Here is an 18,448-nt window from a genome sequence, read left to right as displayed (position 1 = left end):
TTGATTTAGTGGCGGGGAGACAGGGATTCGAACCCTGGGAACGCTCTCACGTTCAACGGTTTTCAAGGCTGATGAAAATCAGGCCTTTTCAGGCGCTTGGCTTAAAAATTTCCCAAGACAAACCGTAAACATTGGCGGAACATGGGAAACCGTTATTCATCAACTTTGGATGAATACTGCACAATTCGTGGCGGCTTTGAGGATGATCACCCGCTCTCTGTTGCTCCGAGCCCTTAGCGGACTTTGATCGCTTGCAAGGCCTTCGCTTGCGCAGCGCGACGCAACCGGCTCTAAGCGGCCGTTGACAGGACGACTAACGCAGGACAATAGAGCGGTCGTTGACCCGACTTGTCAGCTCGATACACTTCTCTTTCCAGTCATCGTAGAATTTCCAGGTGGAACGTAAATTGAGAGATCCAGGACTCGTACAAACTGGCTGGATGCTGAGTTCAGCGGTCGCGCGGAACGACGCGTTTCCAGACACGTTCAAGATACCTTCGAAGGAGCGACGCAGTTCATTGGAACGAGGTGAAGCGGTGCAGCTTTTGTTCGATATTGAAACGCGTGAGGCCGGAAAACTCATTGACCGTGGCATTGATAGGATGTGGGTGATTGTTATCGCCGTTCTACCCAGGGGCTATCAAGGCGTCCTTGATAGCGACCCCGGAACTGCAGAAAACCTTAAGCTTTTTCGGGGCGACTTAATTGAATTTGGCCCAGATCACATATGCAAAGTTGACCAACCGCCCGAAGAGTTTCTCAAGAAGGAATATGGCGAGTATTTTCAGTAAGCCTTGCCTCTGTTGGCGAAACATTCCGTGAAACTTATCTTCGCTAGCAGCGGGTTTGGGTTCGATCTTGTCATCCCCTGCGACAAGCTAAGACATACGGATTGGAGCCCTTTGCTGCCGTCCGCCATCAAGCAGCTTCTCGCAAGTGCAGCACATCGCGAACGGCGCATAGCAGACACTCAACGCCTGGTTCCGGCAAGACCGCTACGCGGGACCTAGCGCTCTTTCACCGCGATTGCGTCAATGTCCAGAATGTTAAAAGATAGTGCCGCCTTGTAGACGACAAGGCTGGCGACCACCTCTTTCCTAGTGGAGGGCGCAGATTGGTCTCGAAAGTACTGATTTGGAGCACGTTCATCGTTGCTTCTTCGGCATTGGCTATAAGCTTGGTCGCGGTTTTCTCGCCCATGGCGTATCTGAAGTTGCATTCAGTTTTTGGGTTCGGCCCAGTTCCGGTGCCATGGGCAATTACGCGTGCACATGAAGGGTTAGTCGGGGACGTATCGAACTATTGTCGCGAACCCGTTCTACTGTCGTGGCAAGGGAGCTTTGGGAGTGGGCCAGTCGTGACTGACGGTATCAAATTACCTCCACCGGAGGCGTTTAACGAGTTGGTTCTTATTAATTCGGGGATCATTTTTGAAAGCACCAAACTGGCTCTGGTCGCGATGGAGAAGTTCAACATGGAACTTCTAAGCCAGTGCTTTGGAAATTTGGAAAGCTGACATTCAAGGCAAACGCAACATCAGGAAGTCTGGGCTCGGTCCCACCATCCGCCGCAGTGAGCTCAGCCGGGTGCTCTGAGCCCTTTGCCGCCGTCTTTGCCCGCCCTGGAAGCTGCAGACGCATTATACCGCTCACAGGCCTATGCGGACACTCAAGGTACATGACGCTAAAGTTTGCACCACCGGCAGCGGACTCTCAACATAGGCTGACCGAAGAATTGCAGGCTAAGTTCGAATGAAGTCGTCGATACTTGCTATCATTCTGTCAAAATCCGGCTCTGTCGCAAAGAGCAGGTGATTGGGGCTGTTCAGTTGCACAAAGGATGCCCCTGGGATTTCAGATGCCAGTAGTTTTCCCTCAGAAAGTGGTGCTATGGCATCCCTGTTGCTGTGAAGAACCAATGTGGGCACCGAGACTTTGGGTAGCAAACTGGCAACGTTTATGTCGTCAAACAAGGCACGAAACTGGGCGATGTTTTCAGCCGGCCCGCATATCCTTTGAAATTCGTTGAACCATTGCATTTCTTCTTTGGTGGCGTCCGGCATGAACATGGAAGTTAATATTTGCCGGATCGCAGGGTTTTCGTTTCCCCAGCTATTTCGTATCAAATTGACGAGAGCTTTGCTTTCTTCAATTTCCGCCTCATTGCCGCGCTGCCTGCGTCCTCTTGAGTAACCCCCGCTTAACAAAAGATGGGAAATTCGCCCCGGGTGCCGAAGAGCATATGCCACCGACACAGATGCACCTTGTGACAAGCCTAGTATGGCCACCTTTTCATAGTCGTAAGTATCGATCACGACTTCCATGTCGTCGACCATGCGCTCAAAACTGATGTCGACATCTACCCATTCAGACAACCCATTTCCGCGCTGGTCATAACGGATGACAGAAAAACTGTCTGAAAGATGCCGTATGTAGTCTCCGTAGGCCGGGTTACTCCAGTCCTGTTCCAGATGTGTCATCCAGCTTCCGGAAATCAGCAATGGATAACCTTCGCCAGAAACAGTGTGTGCAATTGAAGTGCCGTCTTTCGAGTGGCAGAACTTCACAGGCGGCAGTGTATCAGACCGTGCAGGAGAAGGTTTTGTGGATGACGTCGGAACGGGCAGAGTGGAAATACCTCCAATGAGACGAAATCCGCGCCGACCTACAGTTTCGATGTAAACTGGCTTTTTAGCATCGTCGCCAAGAGCCTTTCTGATCTCAAATATGTACTCTCGTACCAGGTCAGGATTCACGAACGAGCCTTGCCAAACAGCCTGAAGTATTTCCTCTCGAGACAACACCACCCCTGCCTCAGATATCAAGTACTCCAGAACCTCGGTTGCTTTGGGCGACAGTTTTGAGTGGTTCGTTCCCGATGACAAAATCCCGTCCTTCAGATTCAACACCCAAGGTCTCATGTATGCCTCCAACACCGCCTGCAAAATTCAACGATACGTCAACGATAAGTCCACGGTATCACGGATCTCGTACAGATAGGCTTGAACATGAAGCCGAACCGGAAAATGGACAATGCCACAGATATCCACAAACAGACTGGGAAGAGCCACGATTATTGATGATAACACGACTAGCGCGGAAGCCGCTTATCTATTGCTGCAACTGGCAAACGATCTAGAGGAAGAAATTTGCCTCGCGCTATTAGAGGAAAATGTTGCTCTAGCCGAGCGCCTGGTAGCACCACAGGCACAGCTCAAGAGATTGTCGCAAATCTTTGGTTTACCGAAACCTAGAATTTCCGCCGGTTAAGAGCTGAAAACAGGCGCTCTCACATTGAGCCTGCTGTTTGCGCATTCGTAGGCAGCTAGGAGCAACGGAACACTTGGCTGAAGGGCAGTTGTTTCAGCGACCGGTCACACCTTGTCATCTGCTCTAGCGGCCGCAACTATTCAAAGTTCCCCTTCCATCGTAAAGCCGACGCTCGAGGCTGCCATAGCAGCACTTGCGGCGAATGGCGGCTCCGTCCCGGCCTTCCCCTACTGGAGTGTCTGAATAGTGCCCATTCCAAGTCATGTTTGATCGTTTCGAACGGCCGATCTTTTCCGAGAAACCTCCGGATTTGGATGCTGGCGGAAATCTTGCCTTTTCAAACGCTTGGGCTAAAATTTTCCACGACAAACCGAAAGCATCTGCAGAACGTGGGAAATAGCACACTCCGCGCCAAGCCTTACTCAAGCGGTTCAGCCTCAACTGCAGTTCGGTATCCGCCGCTATCCAGAGAGTGCGTGGCCCTGGCGATCAACCAGGGCCCATCAATGAAAGAACGAAAGCCCACAGCCTGCAGTACGGCTTCCGCCTTCGCATCCGGGTCCCCCTTCATATCGATCGACAGCGCGCGCCCAGCGCGGCCCAGACGCCGCAGTTCAGTATCAGCAGCCCGCTGTGCTGTGTCCTTGTCTGGGAAGCGGCGTTTCAAGCGCATGATAGGGCTCCCCTCGCCCACAATGCATTCAAGCTGCTTGCCCTGCCCCAAGTCTTGATACGCAGCCACAACAGAGCCCGCCTTTTCGCGCAGACTGTTGCGGTACGCCCAGCGGCTCACGCCGCGCTCTGTGACTGGCAAGACTGGCATAGGCTGCCCTGAGGTGGTAAGGCTCTCCCCACGCTTGGCCAGGATCAAACGGCCGTTGCCGGGCTTGGCGATGGCATCCAGATCACGGGCCACCCGCGACAAGAGGTTTATATCGCTCTCGTCAATCTGGTCGATATGCGGCAGTACGATCTCTCGCAGGCTTTCCGCGACAGACGCCTTCAAGCGGTGTTCTCCGGCCATCTTACCGACCATTGCAGCGACGGTGGTGCCCTGAGGCCAGCTGCGCTTTTTTTGCTCTGTGAGCGCTGTTTTGCCGGTGGTGGTCTCCCCATTGACGGATGCCGTACCGGTGATCACTGCCTGATCCGGCCGCCCTTGAACCTCGAAGCTGTCAGCAATGAACAGGCCCATGTATTTCAGCTGGAACGCATGCCCCAGCCAAACCTTGATTTCCGCCCCCTGTCGCGGCTCTCTGATCCGGCCAAACAGCTCTGTATCGCTCAGAACGATCTGGACCTGATCCGACTGCACCCCGGCTGCATCCGTCAGCGTCAGGCCCGCCAGGCGCGGCGAAAGGATGCCGCTGATATCGTCCCCATCCACTTCGACCCGCATCATGGGCCGGAAATCGGTCAATCCCATAGGCTCACGGTCTCCACCTCTTTCGGTGTTTCGATTTCCGGCAGCCGTATACGTGTGCCGACAGGCAGAAAGGGACCGTGATCCGCAAGGCCTGGGTTTGCCTCGAGCACGGTTTCCAATGCGCCGGCCACCCGGTTGCCGTAGTAGCGCCAGACGATCTCGTCGACCGTATCGCCCTGCTTAGAACGGTAAGAGACTGCGGAGTCCGCCATCATACCTCCGAATACTGATTGTGAAGTCCTGCCGGAGCGGGGCCCCCTTCTCTGCAAAGGTGCTTTGCCCCTCGCCAACGCGCTCGATCACCCACAGCCCGAGAACCTTGCCCGTGCCTGCGATCAGCGGCATAGGCAGCCCGATGGATGCCGAAAGCCGCATCTTGTCGACCTGGCCAAGGCCGCCCTTGAAGTGGGGATAAATGGTGCCTTGAAACGTCATAGTATCTGCACCCAGTCCAGTGAACTGCAGGGCGTCGTTCTTGCCCATGCGCTCGATTGCTGCCCAGCGGTACTCGGTGGACCGGTAGAGGCGCTGGTAAGCCGCGTTGTCCAGGCTGAACTGATAGGCGCCCAGCTGCATCATCCTGCCTGCCATCACTCCCCCCCGTACTGACCGTAATCATGCGGCACGTCATAGAGGGCTCCCGCCTGCGCCATGCGCTTCCTGCGCTCCAATTCATCCGCGATCTGCGCCACGGTCAGATGCATTGCGTGAAACGTGATGTTCTGCACCACGGGCGAGGATTGCGCGGCCGATGCCTGCGCCAAAGCGGCAGGCGCCGCCGGTGCCACGCGCTCGATCACCTGCATACCTTGCTGGGCAAGCGGTGCTGCCGCCTGGGCTTTCTCCATTGCCCGTTGAAGACCGCCGCCCAGCGCCGCGAGCAACGGCTCTGCGCGGGATGCCATCCGGGCCAACCGCTCGGTGGCGCCAGCATGGGCGACATAGGCCCCTTTCGAGTTCCAGATCGTTTCCGGCCCCTGCTCGCCGACCCGGCGGAAGCCCCTGCCGATATCTCCCCCAAGAAAGGACCCGGAGATATGCCGCGGCCTGGCGCGGCCGCTGCGCGGGTTTGCTGGTGCTGATCCGCTTTGCCCCGGATCCTCCTCACCACTGAAGAAGTCGCCAATGCTTGAACCGATACCTTTGATGCCTTCGACGGCCCCGGTGCCTTTGTCCCGCAGCCAGGTCAGCCCGTCGAGGACAGGCTGCAGTTTGCCCATCAGCCAATCAAATTTCTGCCCCAGCCAATCCAGAACCGTCTGCAGGCCGGTTTTGACGCTCTCCCAGGCTGAGATGATACCGTCAGTCCAGCCCAGAGCGTCGGTCACCGGCTTGATGACATTCTCCCAGGTTCCCCTGAACACAGCGCCGACCCCATCCCAAAGGGTCGAGAAATAGCCCTTAATGCCGCCCCAAGCTTTGCGGGCTCCGGCGGCGGCGGCCTTCCAGTCCCCACGCCAAACGCCCCCGACAAAACCGGTAAAGCCCTCGAAGGTTTCCTGCACGCCTCCCCACAGCTCGCCGAACCATGGGCCGACCTTGTCCCAGTTTTTGTAGATGAGTGCCGCGGATCCGGCGATTGCCGCAACTGTCAGGCCAATAGGGTTCATCAGCAACGCAGCACCTATCGCCTTGATCCCGCCAACCACCAACGGCGTGGCGGCTGTCAGGCGGGCCATAGACAGCCCCAGGCGCCCCACTGCCACACCAAAGCTCACCACGCTTGCCAGCGTTTTGCCCGCCAGGACGGTACCAACAAGGATCCCGAAGTTCTCCCAGCCGCCGACCATTTCGGCCACCTTGGAAATCACTGCACCGACCTGCCTGGAAACCTTGCCCATCCCCTCCGCCACCTGGCCGATCACCGGCAGCGCCGCCTCGAGCTTGGTGGCTGCCGTATCTGCAAACTGCACAATGTCTTCGCGGTTCGCCACGGCCCAAGCGCTGAATTGCTTCATGGACCGGGACACCACCGGCATCAGCTCGGCGCCTATGGTGTTTTTCAGCCCTTTGATTGTCAGCTGGGCGTCGAGCTGCGCGTCTGCGAATTTCTCCGCGTCCCGGGCCGCCTGTTCGCTCAGCACATAGCCGGTGCGCCGGGCATCCATGCGCAGCTGCTCGAGCGCCTTTGAACCGCTGCCCAGCATATTGACCATACCGATGCCCGACCGGCTGAACAGCGCTGCGGCCAGCGCTGCCCGTTCGGCGGGGTTCTCGATCTGGTTTAACTTGTCCGAAATAGCGCCCAGCGCCTTTTCCGGCCCCATGCGCACCAGATCGTTTGCACTCAGCCCGATCTGGTCCAAAGCCTTCTTTGCCGCGCCGGTGCCTTTGACGGCCTCCCCCAGGCGCTTTTGCATGGCAGTAACCGAGCTATCGAAAGTGCTGACCGATACACCAGACCGTTCCGCAGCATAGCGGTATTCCTGCAGCGCCTCGATCCCGATACCGAGCTTGCCCGCAGTCTTGGCGACGTTGTCGCCATACTCTGCAGTGGAGCTGGCAAGAGTGAATACACCGGCACCGGCCGCGGCAACGCCCAGGGCCATGCGGCGGCTGAGGCGCCCGATATTGTCGGTCATCTTGCTGAAGGACTCGCCGACGCGCCTGCTGTCGCGCATTGCGCGCTCCCAGCGCTTCTGCTTTGCGATCAGCTGCTCGAGGGTGCGCTCGAGGTCTTCGTATTCCCGGTCCAGGGCCTCTACGGATTTGCCCTGCTTGATCAGATCGGCGCGCTGGCGCGACAGTTCTTTCTGCCGCGCCCTCACCGACTTGATGCTGTCTCCGACGCTCTCGAAGCCGGAGCGGATCAGGCCGATATTCTTTTTGAAGGATTTCTCGAGAACGCCGCCAATGGTGATATCGGCGCTAAGACGTTGCTTTTTCATCCAGCCCCCTCAGCCACCAAATCAATTCGCGCGCTGTCATTGCGGTGATTTCGGCCTTTGACCATTTGGTCGCGCGCGCCAGCTGCAAAACACAGTCGCGCGCGGTTTCAGGCTTCAGCCATTCAAAAAATCCAGCGCCTCCTGCAGGCGGCTGTAATCTTTCATTTTGGCGCCTTGGATCGCGTCGGCCGGAACTTCGGCCAGGTTCGCAATCAGGATCACCTCGGACATTGCGCTGTCCTTGTCGCCCATTTCCCGAGCCGCGATGTTGTCACCGACCGAAGGCTCGCGCAGCGTCAGCGTTTGGTGGGTCTCGCCGTCCACCTTGATGCCCTTCAGCAGGGTCACGGTGACGCGGTCTTCATCACCGTTGGTTTCAAGCTTCATGTACTTGGGGAGTTTCTTTTCCATAGGTTCTCCTTAACTGGACTTCTGCTGCAGCCGCTCTACTTCTCAAGCCTTCACGTGAGTGGAAGAAAAGCGGCCCGCGTTTGTTGTCGAGTGTTTTGTTCTCAGTCAGCGGGCCGCGGCCCCTCCTTACTTGGACAGCCGCAGCTGTCGCTCTATACTGTTAAGGTCCCAATCAAACCGGGGTGGGATAGAGCGGTCCGCTGTACCAGCTTCCACCGGTGCGAATGCCCGGCGGGCCGCTCGCTACTTAGATGCCCAGCGCGGCGCGCTGCTCTGCGAGCTGATCCACCCCGCCAACAATCCGCACCATGTTGATCACGTCGATTTCGGTGATCACCTCGCCACCGATGGCTTCTTTGAAGTATTCGACAGTCATGTTGACAGTCAGTGAGGCCGACTGGCCCGGCGACCACGTGCCCCGGTCGGGCTGGATGATCTTGCCGCGCATGTTGTGGATCACCGGCGTAACGGTTCCGTCCTCGCTTTCCAGGGCTCCGCGGGCGGTCACGGGAATGAGGCGGCCGGGGGCAAAGCCCCAAAGGGCCAGCACCTTTGCCGGGTAATTCTTCAGTACAAAGGAGGTGGTCATTTTCTCCTGGCCCATGTCGATATCAATGGGCGCATTCATCCCGGCAGCCCGGTATTCTTCCGCGGCCACCGAGGGGCTGGGCGGGATATAGTCTCCCATCTTGCCAGCCTGCCCGCGGCCATCGACGAACAGCGTATAATTCTTGAGAATGTCAGTGATAGCCATCAGCCCAGAGCCTCCGCGATATACTGGTTTGTCAGGTGCGAGCGGAAGGTCACCCGCTCAGCCGGGTAAGGCGGTGTGAAATCGAAGTTGAACCACACCTGGCCGTTTTGGATGCCGGCAGGGGTGTTCAGATCCGGGTCCGCCCAGCAGTTGCCGCCCAGCAGAGCCCCCTGGGCGACCAGCAGAGCGATAAAGCCGTTCACGCCCTCGACGACGTCTTCCATGTAGGTTTTCGTAATCGCCCGGTCGACGGCCCACATATGGGACCGCTGAATGCTTTCATTCAGCACATCTGCGGTGCGGCGCACGCAAAGGAACTGCCACTTCGGGTCCGCAGTCGGGGCGCGATTGCCCCAAAGCCGGTAGCCGTCCTGGCGGATGATGGTCGCCACGTCGTTTGCATTCAGCAGGTTCGCGCGGCTCGACTGGTCACCCAGTTTGAAATCAACCGGGCGCGACGTGCCAATGATCCCGAAAATGCCCTTGTTCGACGGGGAAACCCAGAAGCCTTCATCATTGTCAGTGCGGGCAATCACACCGGCGACACGGGCCGATGCGGGTTCATCGACAGGATTGCCGTCACTGTCCGCAACCTTGACCCACGGGTCGACAACATAGATCCGGCCAGAGGTACCCCAATCCCCCGCATAGATCTGTGCGGCGGTATCGGTGGTATTGGGGCCATCGGCGATGATCACCGCGCCGATGCGGTCGGCAATGCCTTCCAGCTCGGCAACAACCGGGTTTGCAAGGTGCGTACCCGGGTTGCCGCTGTCTTCGGGGCGCTGATGGGTCCAGCCAGGGGCGCAGAGGATGCGCGGGGCGAAACCGACAACACTTTCGGCACCTGCCAGCGCATGCACGCCCTCGAATTGCCCGGTATTGCCGTCGACGCCGCCAATGACGTTTGCCATCGTGGCCGCCTCGTCGACCCCTTCTTCGACGCGAACCACAATCACCACCGCGCCGATCTGGTCAAAGATGCCGTCCAAGGCACCTGCCAGAGTGCCACCGCCGGAACCGTCAGATGTCACATCCAGCTTTGCCGCCTCAAGGCGGCTGCCAGCGACCAGAACGGGCGTGTTCAGGGGAAAGGCATCTGCATCGGCCCCCGGCGCGGTGCCGACGATACCAATAACGCCTGTGGCAATGGTGCGGATCGGACGCGCGCCCGTGTCGATCTCGAGCACCTCGACGCCGTGGAGAAAACCAGCCATTTCATCCTCGCTGCAAATTGCGTGTTGCTGTGAGGATGGCGGAAACGGAGAGGCCCTCCCTCTGGCGGAATTTCTGCCGCGCCAGAGGAAGGGCCTAAGGCAGGATGCAGATGGTGATCAGTAAAGCGCGACCACGTTCTGAACCGCAGCAGGCAGCGGCGGCCAAGCTGCATCGGCCAAATAGTCGGATGCTGGATCTGCTGCCAGAACATCGACCGCGTTGCGCATGGCGGTCACCCAGTCCAGCGCCTGGCCGACGCCGTCGAGGATCCCAGCCTCTTCCGCAGTGCGGGCGTCCACGGCCTTGCCTGAGATTACTGCGGCAGCGGTAGCCATGTTCATCTGGCTTTCAGCGCTTTGCGCTTCATAGATGCGGCGACGGCACTCCGCCTTGATCTTCTTCAGGCGCATTTGGGCCGGTACTGCGTCAATCACTTGCTGCGGTACACCAGCGGCCGCAAGGTCCGCGGCCGTCCAATTGGCATAGGTTTTTCCGTTGTGCTCAAGAGTAAGCATGCTTGCCTCCGGTTAGTTGGTGATAGACGGATCAATCAGGCCCCCGGCGGCGTCAGCAGTCAGTGCAACGCCTGAGGCAAAGCCCTCAACCCAACGCCCATTCATGGCCGCGTAGGTTGTCGATTTGAGGCCAAGCGAGAAGCCCCCGGAAACTGAACCGATCAGCGGCACGTCGCCGCTCACGCCGTCGATTTCGCAGTTTCGGAACGCGACGCCCAGAAACCCGGAGCAGTTCAGAACTGAAGAGAACAAGGCGGGGTCATTATCCGGCATTTTCAGCTCGATAGAAACGAACGTGCAGAATTTCATAATCGACCCGGTGAGACCGCCAGTGTCATTCACGCTGTTTTCGGCGACCGGGGCGACGGTAATAGCACGCAGCGCCGCACCGCTGTCATCTGCCACCCGGCCGGAGAAACGATAAGTGGTGTTGTCGTCGTCGTGGCGCCGGTTAAGAGTGGCGTTGCTCAACAGCCTGAACTCGGCTGACTGGCCTTGCTTCAGGCTCAAGAGCGCGGTGTCCAAGCTGTTGAACGGGCTGGCAAGGGACCCGTCGCCGCCCTCTGCCCCGTTGATCTCGTCGACATAGATTTTGATGTAGAGATCGTTGGTCAGGTTCGAACGGGCATCTTCAAGCCGCTGCCGCTCACCTTCAAAGAAGGTTTTCAGGTCGGTAAATCCGGCGATCAGATCGTTGATTTGTTCCGTGGTGGTCATCTGGCCCTCCTTAATAGCTGCCGGTCATGCGGCGCAGCCTGTCAGCCTGCCGCAATTGTTCGTATTGGATGTTTGCAAGGGCGATGCCGGTGCTGACTGCCAGGCCGAACAACTCGTCATCAGGGGCATCCACAATGACAACGCCCTCAGCCACGCGCGAGAAGTTCAGCACGTGGTCGACCAGATACGAAATGGCCCCTGTCTGGCGCGCCTGCAGATCTCCACCGGCAAAGACGGCGATCAGGTCTCCGTCCGTGTCAAAGAACCCCATTTCCCGCACATAAAACGCGGGGGTTTCCGGCCCGAATTCGGCTTTGACCCGCCAGGTGTGATCATCGGCCAAGTGGCGTTTCACGATAGGCTCGCGGGCCAGTTCACGCTGCAGCGCCGTCTGTTCAAAACCCGGCTCATAGTTTGCGCCATTCCCATCGCCCAGCGCTATGTGAGTGATCGCGACCGCGGAACCGGATCCGGCTGCAGCAGCGATTTTTGCAACAGCAACGTCGGTTAAAAGTGTCGATGGCATCAGGCCTCAAGCCTCCCTATCACATCGTGGAAATGAACGCTGATTTGCCGCGCGCGCGTGCCCAGCGCCAACCCGGCTACCGCCTGCGCCAGGCTGGGCCGCGGCTCCGGGTGGTTTTCCGCGTGGGAAACCTGCACGGCCCGAATGCCGGTGCCGACACCGACACCGCTGTCGAACCCCTCGCCGACGCGCAGGGCGAAATGGGCCCGGGCTGGCTTTACAGTTTCGATCAGCTCGGCAACCCGCTGAAAGAGCGCCGCGTCGATCTGATACCCGGCCTCGAAAACCTCGTCTCCAAAGGCATCAATTCGAAACGTATGCGGCACGCCGCCATGTTCGAACCACTCAGACAGATCGACATTGAAGCCCAGTGCGGACAGAGCCCTTTCAACGGCCTTGCGGGTCCCTTTCACCCGGTGCACTTCGAAGCTGCGGCGGGTCACTTCCCGCTTGGTTTCTTCCGGCCATGCAGGGTCCCAGACGTCGACAGAGAACGCGTAGGCCAGCCACGGCAGAAGCGCCACCGGGCAGTTATCCGGGCTCCACAATGCGCGCAGCAGCACCGGCGGCGCCTGGGCCGGGCCGGTCACGGCTTCAAGGGCGCGCTCTTGCTCTGTCGCGTTATGGGGCAGCAAGCTATCAGACACCGGTGCCCCCTACAGTCACGGTAATACCGGTGCAGAAGGCTGCCTCGCCATCAGAGGCCGCAATATCCGCCGCCGGGCTGGCCAAAGCCACATTCTGCACCCCCGGCTGATGCAGGGCCGCATAAACCCCTGAAAGGGTCACGTCCCGGCCCAGCCGGTGCTGTTCTGCGGCGTATGCGGCGGCCGCGCTCTCCGCCGCCTGGCGGACAACAGCACTGTCTGGCCCAGGGTAGACGGTCAAAGTGGCATCAATCGCATAGGACAGAATTGCAGCGCTCTGCACTGTGAGCAGATCCGTCAGCGGCCGCACGTCCTCTGCGTTCAGGGCGGCAGAAACAGTATCCAGAAGCTCCGCCCCGGCCGTCCCGTCGCCAGTACGCGACAATACGGTGACAAGGACCTCGCCAGGCACCGGGCTCTGCACGCTTGCGTCTGCAACGTCCGGATCCGCGCCCAGCGCATGGAAGATATAGCCCCCCACCGGCCCGGCGGTGCTCATGCCTTCAAAGGCAAGCAGCATGCGGCGGCGGAAATCACTGTCGCTTTCCAGAATCGGAGGCTCTGGCGGCAAGGCTGCTGCATCGCCCGGGTCTATGACTAGCCGGGCAACGCCGTACCGGGCGGCAATTTGGTCCAGATCGCTGCCGGTCGCATAAGCAGGCATTACGGCTTTCGCCGCATCGTTCATCTGCTGAATGGCCAGGGTTGCCCAATAAGCCGCCACCTCAAGGATCTTGTAAGCCGGGTCGCTTTCGACCAGTGCGTCAAATGCCGGATCCCGGCCCCGCAGATCTGCCAGCATGGCAGCGAACATGGCCTCGTAGTCCACCGCCTGCAGCACCTCCGGCGGCGGCAGCAGTGAAAGATTGATTGCCGAAAATCCGCCAGCCATCAGCGCACCTCAATTCCGTCAAGTGTCACCGGCCGACCATTGGGGAGATACACCCCCTGCAGAGATACCAGCACGTTGCCTGGCACCGGCATTTTCACATTCACGCTGTCCAGCTGCAGGCGCGGTTCCCAGGTCTCTAGCGCCTCATAGGTCGCCGCCATCATGTCGAGGCGGGTGGCGTCGTTCATCGGGGCGTCCACCAACTGATAGAGGCGGCTGCCATAGTCCCGGCGCATCACACGGGTTCCGATAGGGGTGGTCAGGATATCGCGCACCGACTGACGCAAATGCGCCAGGCCAGAAAGCCGCTTGCCGTTGGATGCGTCGATGCCATTCATGGGGCGATCTTGCGTCCGGTTCTGCCTTCTCCACCTCTGGCAGTTTTCCGAGCATTTGCCAGTCGCAAATTCAGCCCTAAATTGCGGAGGATGGGTGAAGTTCAAGTTTGACGGATAGGGAGAAACACCTGTGTCTGAACGGAATGATGCAACTGGACGCGAAGTAGTCGACTACAAAGATTACATCACAAATGTTCTTTATCTTCAGATCGATAGCAACGGAAACACTATCGACGCCATAGCGGTTCAAACTAACGGTGCAGTGTTGGTTCCACGAGTGGGTGAAGACGTAGAAGTACACAACAGAACCAGCGGAAGCACAGTTCAAGGCGTCGTCGAAAGCGTGAAGCACACCTGTAGTCTCAGTGTGTCCGTCAACACCGTTTTTTATGCCGAGGCGGCAATCTATGTGAGATGAAGGCAGAGTGCCCTGCGTTGCGCTTTCTGTGAGTTTGCGCACAGGTTGTATTTACGTTGTTTACCAGTAGCATTGTTCGAGGTGCGATATGAAACGTTTCTTACAAGTGGTGATCCTGGTTTGCGCGCCTCTGTTTATTTGCGGCGCGACCGGCACCCCTGCTTTTGCACAAGCTGAAGTCTTGATCTCAGGAAACAGTAAAACCGCTTTGGTGTTTCTTCACGGATATCGAAGCAGTTCCAGTACAGCCTTTCGAAACGAAGCAGGTAGCCCCTCATTACCCGAAGCTTTAGCTGGGGTTCGGTGGAGTGATCTGGTCCGCGGCGGCCTGTCCAATGATACGATGATACTAGTGAACTACCCTGCAAATTTCTGCACAAAGTTTACTTTGCCCGAAATTGCACAACGAATTACTCGAGACTTGGACGCTCAACGAGTGTTCACAAGTTATGACCGGATCGTCTTTGTCGCCCATAGTTTCGGCGGTTTGGTTACGAAGAAAATACTCGTCGACCTATCTCCGGACCGCAGAGAAAAAGTTGCAGGCGTAGTAATGCTGGGTACGCCTGCTGATGGGGCTGCACTTGCAGACATAGGGTCAAGGCTGCCTGGAACCGGGCGTTGCGGGATCATCTCGGATCTGAGGTCAATCGAAAGAAACTCTATGCTGATTGATCTAACCACGCGTTGGAGACAGATGTTGGTGGAGCTTGGAAAAAGCCGACGGTTTCCGATTGCTTGCGGTTATGAAAGACAGAGAACACGTCCGTGGGGTGTAATCGTGCCGTTGTCCCGAATAGATGGGACTTGCACTGAAAGTTTTGCTTTTGACGCCGACCACTATGAAATCGCATCGCCCGACGTCGGCACGTCGGAATTTAGCTGGGTTGCTGACGCCATTCTCTCCGCCGTGGCAGCTCATCAACGTTCGATGGGGTTGGCAAAAGGGATCGTGAATGAACAAGAGATTTGGATCTCTGCCGCGACTTACATTCATGGCTTAGGTGGCACGCCCTACCAAACGGTCGATAGGCAGAGCGATAGTATGTCTTCGTACTCATCTGATCCGGACAGGCAGTTAGAAGTCGCTAGTAAAGTTGAATTCGGCGCTCATTTTGCATGCTCTGGCAAAAAACTTGAACCATTTGGAGCGCTGGCAGGCGGGCGTCTTCTACGCGAGGGTACGACAACATACCGTGTCGAAAGCTATTTAAGGGCCCAGCGAGCTAACGCTAAAGAACTATGCTTTGAGAACGGTCTGGGTCCGTACTTCTACGAATCAACAGAAGCACACTTTACAGCCGTTATTAAGACTAGGGTCCAGGTGCTCGCACCCGTGAGTGATGTTGTCATTGGTCTTGAAGGCATGCCTCGGCCGGACATCTCGATATCCGTCGGTGAAAGGCAAGTCGATGTTGAGCCGATTTACGAAATAAAGCGTAGTGAAGATGGGGCTGCTTCATATTCAGGGACAGTCACTTTCCCTCAACTTGGACGCGACAACTACCTTTTAGAGATGAGATTTAGAGGGGATATGGGTGTGATTGCTGAGCTTACAGGGAAAGACGAAGTCTCGTTCAGTGGGATAACCTACATAGAAACACGCTAGCGAACTGAAACCCCGGTTCTCTTGGCTACTTTGTGGTTTCGTCAAAGCGCCGCAAACAAAAGCTCTGGCCCTCTCACCTGTTACCCACCTGCTCGAACATTTGCAGACCCAGATGCGGCATGACCGCAAGAAGCCAAGTCACCTTGCCTGCAAACAGCAGTCCCTTGGGCGAAGACAGTATCACTGGCAGTGGCCATAATTGGACCCGCATGCACTCCAATTCCGTGGGGTGCTACTGCGCAACCCAGCACAGCAACTGCGCTGCCATTGATCCGAACAGAAGGCGCCAATGCTTCGTCGATGGTGCCACCAGCAGTGTCTTGCCCTATACGCGAAACCCCTGGCATCAATTCAGGTCAATCTGGGGGGCTTTAATCCGCACCCCGCTTGCGTCGATTTCGATAGACGACGGCCCGACTTGAATTTTGTACAGCCCCTCGCTCCCCGCCGCCCCCGGGTTCTGCTGGCTGAAGGCCGACCCCATAATGATGCCATTTGCCGTGTCGCCAGATTCCGAAACCACGATCACTTGCTCGCCAACAGACACCGGCGCCCAGATTGTTACCGCACCGGCCCGCTCTGCCTTCCAAGGTATCCAGCCGCTTTCACTCTCCCCGCCAAAGGTCACTTTGGCCCGGGCCGCCGCCGCATCAACAGCGGTCACAACGCCAAAGCGGACAATGCCCTCGCGCATCTGCTCGCCGCGTGCTGTCCCGTAGGTCATGCCGCGCCCCCTGGCAGTTCTTGGTATGTCGGCTCATTTCCGGGGCCCGTATCAGGGGAGAAACCGACCATGACCCGGTCCGGGGTAATGCCCTCACCGGACCACACGTTTTCGCCCAGGTCTATCTGCTGATCCCATTCGACGGCCCAGACCTCGAACTTGTCGAAAGCCGGGTCGAATGCATCCGGCCCTATGACCGTCACCGTAGCCGGGCTCACTGGCTGCCCCCATCGGTTTTGATGCACCAGAACACCCAGGGCTCCGGCCAGTTTTCGGATCTCACGCTGTACATTTTCCTGCGCGAAGCTGAAGACCACCCGTGCCGCCCATTTGCAGACGACAGGCAGCTGCCCGCTGCCGCCGTCGGCATCCGGCGCCGCTTCCATATCCACCAGCTCAAGCAGGACCGCGGGCACTTCCAGTTCCTTGCGGTCGGCGTCATAGTCTTCAACGGTTTCAAGTGCAGGGAACTGCGCCCGGATCTTGTCGAGGATAGCCTCGTGCAACGCGTTCAAGTCGAGATTGTCGACCATCAGCTAACCCCTTTCCACGCCTTGGTATGTTTTCCAGCTCCGTAAAGGGTTTTCGCACGCACCTCGGCCCGAAAGTGCTTGAAGAACACCTCTTCCATCTCGTTGAAAACCTCGTCCTCAATGTACCTCTGCGCCTTGTCTTCGATAGGCATGCGCTCCTCCCGGATCGGATAAGCCTTTGCGGTGGCGCGGCGCATGACCGTCGGGCGCCCCTTGCGGTTGCGGGCGATAAACGCCCCGGGAAAATCGTGCCCCGCAAACGACGCACCGGCGCCGGTGCGGGATGCCCTGCCTTTGAAAGCAGACACGCGCATGTCATTCAGGCCAAACCACATTTTGACCTCCCCAAGCCCCTTGCCCCGCTTGAAACGAAACCCCTGCAAGCGCTTGCGCAGCTCGGCAGCCGTGCGCAGCTTCAACTCTGTGCGCAGCCCCTTGCGGGCCCGGGTCTTCATGGTCTGAGCCGTGCGGCGCAATGCGCGGGAATAGGCGAAGCTCAACTCTTTTTCGCTGGCCGCGAACTCGTCGGCTATGCGCTTCAGCCCGTCGGTATCAATCTCAAGGGGCAGCATGGGCTCACGACACCGCTGCCAGGCTCAGAACGGCAAAGCCGGTTCCGTCAGGCTGCAACCCCGTCAGCAGCAAGTAGGACTTACCGTCGATCTCGACGCCGTCCTTGGCCTGCAAGTCGGCAACGTCTGACTCTTTGCAGGTGAAACGCGGCTGGGTCGCGTCAGCCTCATATTCGCCGATTTGCGTGTTGAAATACGGCTCGTCGAAAATGCCCCGGATTTCACGGGGAACGCCTTCCCGCGGCGTGACGGTTGCCATGGTGGCAAAGTCGTCAAGCTGCAGGAAGGCGTCGGGGTTTTCCCAGGCAGGCCCTGCCATCACTCTTCGCTGGTCGCGGCCTGCTTACCCCGGCCCCGCTTCGGTTCATCGATCTTGCCGCGCTTGATCAGGCCGTGCGCCTCGGTTTTTGTCAGCTCCACGGTATCTTTCGGTTTTTTGATCCCGCCATCCCAGACGAATGCGCTGGTCACGGTGTATTTCGATTTGGGCGCCTTTTTCTGATCGCTCATTTTTTCAGTCCTTCAATTGGAGAAAGAGAACCTGGCTCTACGCGGGCCAGGAAAAGAGGTTCAGCCGTTTAGCTGGCGTCGGTGCCGTAGCAGAGGCCCGCGGGATGCCGCAGCACATAGTCGGCGTCCTGCATGCAGACGATCCGCAGGCGGCCGCGGCGGCTATGGGTGTACGGGTCGACGGTGATGTCGAGCCCGCCCCACATGCCGACAAGGACGTTGCCGAAATCACCGTGGAAGACGTCGCCATCTTTGATCTGGTTGGTGACCTCGCCACGGTAACCGTTCACGGTGTTGTCGCTTTCCCAGATCGGCGCACCATTGGTGCCTGCAAACTTCTGGGCGCTCTTGAAGTGACCACGCATCTTGGCGTTCTGCACGTAGGCCATGCGGTTCACATCAGCATTTGCCGCAGCAATGTCGCTCTCCATCTGGATCACTTCAGCCCAGGTCGGCATGGCTGTCCCGCCCCCCGAACCCG

General features: G+C 58.1%; 26 protein-coding genes. 5 read left to right on the top strand and 21 right to left on the bottom strand.

What is annotated here, in order from left to right:
- Positions 1-395: 395 nt before the first annotated feature.
- Together RA20_RS21655 and RA20_RS25905 are read left to right on the top strand one after the other, a co-directional pair.
- Positions 396-791, top strand: a complete 396-nt coding sequence (locus tag RA20_RS21655) for a hypothetical protein (RefSeq protein WP_152618583.1) — start codon at positions 396-398, stop codon at positions 789-791.
- 566 nt (positions 792-1,357) lie between these two features.
- Positions 1,358-1,516 carry a hypothetical protein gene (locus RA20_RS25905; RefSeq protein ID WP_193748898.1) on the top strand — a complete coding sequence of 53 codons (159 nt, stop codon included), beginning with the start codon at positions 1,358-1,360 and terminating at the stop codon, positions 1,514-1,516.
- A gap of 225 nt (positions 1,517-1,741) precedes the next feature.
- Here RA20_RS25905 and RA20_RS25195 read toward each other — a convergent pair whose 3' ends face one another.
- A complete protein-coding gene (locus RA20_RS25195; protein WP_082018097.1) occupies positions 1,742-2,920 on the bottom strand; it encodes an alpha/beta fold hydrolase in 1,179 nt (392 codons plus the stop codon).
- A 112-nt stretch (positions 2,921-3,032) separates the two neighbouring features.
- Here RA20_RS25195 and RA20_RS21640 point away from each other — a divergent pair, with 112 nt between their 5' ends.
- Positions 3,033-3,269, top strand: coding sequence for a hypothetical protein (locus RA20_RS21640; RefSeq protein ID WP_039133754.1), 237 nt, complete (start codon positions 3,033-3,035; stop codon positions 3,267-3,269).
- 418 nt (positions 3,270-3,687) lie between these two features.
- Here RA20_RS21640 and RA20_RS21635 read toward each other — a convergent pair whose 3' ends face one another.
- The 13 genes from RA20_RS21635 to RA20_RS21575 form a co-directional block, all read right to left on the bottom strand.
- Positions 3,688-4,695 carry a contractile injection system protein, VgrG/Pvc8 family gene (locus tag RA20_RS21635; protein WP_039133753.1) on the bottom strand — a complete coding sequence of 336 codons (1,008 nt, stop codon included), beginning with the start codon at positions 4,693-4,695 and terminating at the stop codon, positions 3,688-3,690.
- Complete coding sequence (locus RA20_RS21630; protein ID WP_039133751.1) at positions 4,686-4,907, bottom strand: tail protein X; 222 nt, start codon at positions 4,905-4,907, stop codon at positions 4,686-4,688. The genes RA20_RS21635 and RA20_RS21630 overlap by 10 nt, the downstream gene beginning before the upstream one ends.
- Positions 4,876-5,286: a phage tail protein gene (locus tag RA20_RS21625; protein ID WP_039133737.1), complete on the bottom strand. Its 411-nt coding sequence runs from the start codon at positions 5,284-5,286 to the stop codon at positions 4,876-4,878. Before RA20_RS21625 ends, RA20_RS21630 begins: the two co-directional genes overlap by 32 nt.
- Positions 5,286-7,583 carry a phage tail length tape measure protein gene (locus RA20_RS21620; protein WP_039133734.1) on the bottom strand — a complete coding sequence of 766 codons (2,298 nt, stop codon included), beginning with the start codon at positions 7,581-7,583 and terminating at the stop codon, positions 5,286-5,288. Before RA20_RS21620 ends, RA20_RS21625 begins: the two co-directional genes overlap by 1 nt.
- Before the next feature lie 114 nt (positions 7,584-7,697).
- Positions 7,698-7,994 carry a phage tail assembly protein gene (locus RA20_RS21615; protein WP_052249121.1) on the bottom strand — a complete coding sequence of 99 codons (297 nt, stop codon included), beginning with the start codon at positions 7,992-7,994 and terminating at the stop codon, positions 7,698-7,700.
- A 247-nt stretch (positions 7,995-8,241) separates the two neighbouring features.
- On the bottom strand, positions 8,242-8,748 hold the full coding sequence (locus tag RA20_RS21610) for a phage major tail tube protein (RefSeq protein WP_039133731.1): 507 nt from the start codon (positions 8,746-8,748) through the stop codon (positions 8,242-8,244).
- Positions 8,748-9,965, bottom strand: coding sequence for a phage tail sheath C-terminal domain-containing protein (locus RA20_RS21605; RefSeq protein WP_039133728.1), 1,218 nt, complete (start codon positions 9,963-9,965; stop codon positions 8,748-8,750). The genes RA20_RS21610 and RA20_RS21605 overlap by 1 nt, the downstream gene beginning before the upstream one ends.
- Positions 9,966-10,082: 117 nt before the next feature.
- Positions 10,083-10,481 (bottom strand): hypothetical protein, encoded by a 399-nt coding sequence (locus RA20_RS21600; RefSeq protein ID WP_039133724.1) that lies wholly within the window; start codon positions 10,479-10,481, stop codon positions 10,083-10,085.
- Positions 10,482-10,493: 12 nt separating this feature from the next.
- The gene (locus RA20_RS21595; protein ID WP_039133721.1) at positions 10,494-11,198 is read right to left on the bottom strand and encodes a hypothetical protein; all 705 of its coding nucleotides are present in this window, start codon (positions 11,196-11,198) and stop codon (positions 10,494-10,496) included.
- 10 nt (positions 11,199-11,208) lie between these two features.
- Entirely contained in the window at positions 11,209-11,724 is a 516-nt protein-coding gene (locus tag RA20_RS21590) for a phage tail-collar fiber domain-containing protein (RefSeq protein ID WP_039133718.1), read from the bottom strand.
- A complete protein-coding gene (locus RA20_RS24815) occupies positions 11,724-12,371 on the bottom strand; it encodes a phage tail protein I (protein WP_082018096.1) in 648 nt (215 codons plus the stop codon). Before RA20_RS24815 ends, RA20_RS21590 begins: the two co-directional genes overlap by 1 nt.
- On the bottom strand, positions 12,364-13,263 hold the full coding sequence (locus RA20_RS21580) for a baseplate assembly protein (protein ID WP_039133715.1): 900 nt from the start codon (positions 13,261-13,263) through the stop codon (positions 12,364-12,366). Before RA20_RS21580 ends, RA20_RS24815 begins: the two co-directional genes overlap by 8 nt.
- Positions 13,263-13,601, bottom strand: coding sequence for a GPW/gp25 family protein (locus RA20_RS21575; protein ID WP_039133712.1), 339 nt, complete (start codon positions 13,599-13,601; stop codon positions 13,263-13,265). The genes RA20_RS21580 and RA20_RS21575 overlap by 1 nt, the downstream gene beginning before the upstream one ends.
- Before the next feature lie 130 nt (positions 13,602-13,731).
- On the opposite strand from RA20_RS21575, the gene RA20_RS25595 reads away from it, so the two are divergent.
- Both RA20_RS25595 and RA20_RS25590 read left to right on the top strand, forming a co-directional pair.
- Positions 13,732-14,019 (top strand): hypothetical protein, encoded by a 288-nt coding sequence (locus RA20_RS25595; protein ID WP_152618582.1) that lies wholly within the window; start codon positions 13,732-13,734, stop codon positions 14,017-14,019.
- Between the two features lie 88 nt (positions 14,020-14,107).
- Positions 14,108-15,628, top strand: a complete 1,521-nt coding sequence (locus tag RA20_RS25590) for an esterase/lipase family protein (RefSeq protein WP_152618581.1) — start codon at positions 14,108-14,110, stop codon at positions 15,626-15,628.
- 80 nt (positions 15,629-15,708) lie between these two features.
- Here RA20_RS25590 and RA20_RS26415 read toward each other — a convergent pair whose 3' ends face one another.
- The 7 genes from RA20_RS26415 to RA20_RS21540 form a co-directional block, all read right to left on the bottom strand.
- Positions 15,709-15,975 (bottom strand): PAAR domain-containing protein, encoded by a 267-nt coding sequence (locus RA20_RS26415; protein WP_082018095.1) that lies wholly within the window; start codon positions 15,973-15,975, stop codon positions 15,709-15,711.
- Positions 15,975-16,352: a phage baseplate assembly protein V gene (locus tag RA20_RS21565; RefSeq protein ID WP_039133703.1), complete on the bottom strand. Its 378-nt coding sequence runs from the start codon at positions 16,350-16,352 to the stop codon at positions 15,975-15,977. Before RA20_RS21565 ends, RA20_RS26415 begins: the two co-directional genes overlap by 1 nt.
- On the bottom strand, positions 16,349-16,885 hold the full coding sequence (locus RA20_RS21560; protein ID WP_039133700.1) for a hypothetical protein: 537 nt from the start codon (positions 16,883-16,885) through the stop codon (positions 16,349-16,351). Before RA20_RS21560 ends, RA20_RS21565 begins: the two co-directional genes overlap by 4 nt.
- Positions 16,885-17,457 (bottom strand): phage tail protein, encoded by a 573-nt coding sequence (locus tag RA20_RS21555; protein WP_039133697.1) that lies wholly within the window; start codon positions 17,455-17,457, stop codon positions 16,885-16,887. The genes RA20_RS21560 and RA20_RS21555 overlap by 1 nt, the downstream gene beginning before the upstream one ends.
- A 4-nt stretch (positions 17,458-17,461) precedes the next feature.
- Complete coding sequence (locus RA20_RS21550; RefSeq protein WP_039133694.1) at positions 17,462-17,776, bottom strand: head-tail joining protein; 315 nt, start codon at positions 17,774-17,776, stop codon at positions 17,462-17,464.
- Positions 17,776-17,967, bottom strand: a complete 192-nt coding sequence (locus RA20_RS21545) for a hypothetical protein (protein WP_039133692.1) — start codon at positions 17,965-17,967, stop codon at positions 17,776-17,778. Before RA20_RS21545 ends, RA20_RS21550 begins: the two co-directional genes overlap by 1 nt.
- A gap of 68 nt (positions 17,968-18,035) precedes the next feature.
- Positions 18,036-18,448, bottom strand: a 413-nt coding sequence (locus RA20_RS21540) for a phage major capsid family protein (protein ID WP_193748897.1), incomplete at its 5' end; no start/stop codon positions are given.

It is taken from the genome of Leisingera sp. ANG-Vp, from assembly GCF_000813725.1.
Taxonomy (GTDB): Bacteria; Pseudomonadota; Alphaproteobacteria; order Rhodobacterales; family Rhodobacteraceae; genus Leisingera.
Note: the sequence above shows the minus strand (reverse complement) of the source record. Positions and strands in the feature narration are given on the sequence as shown.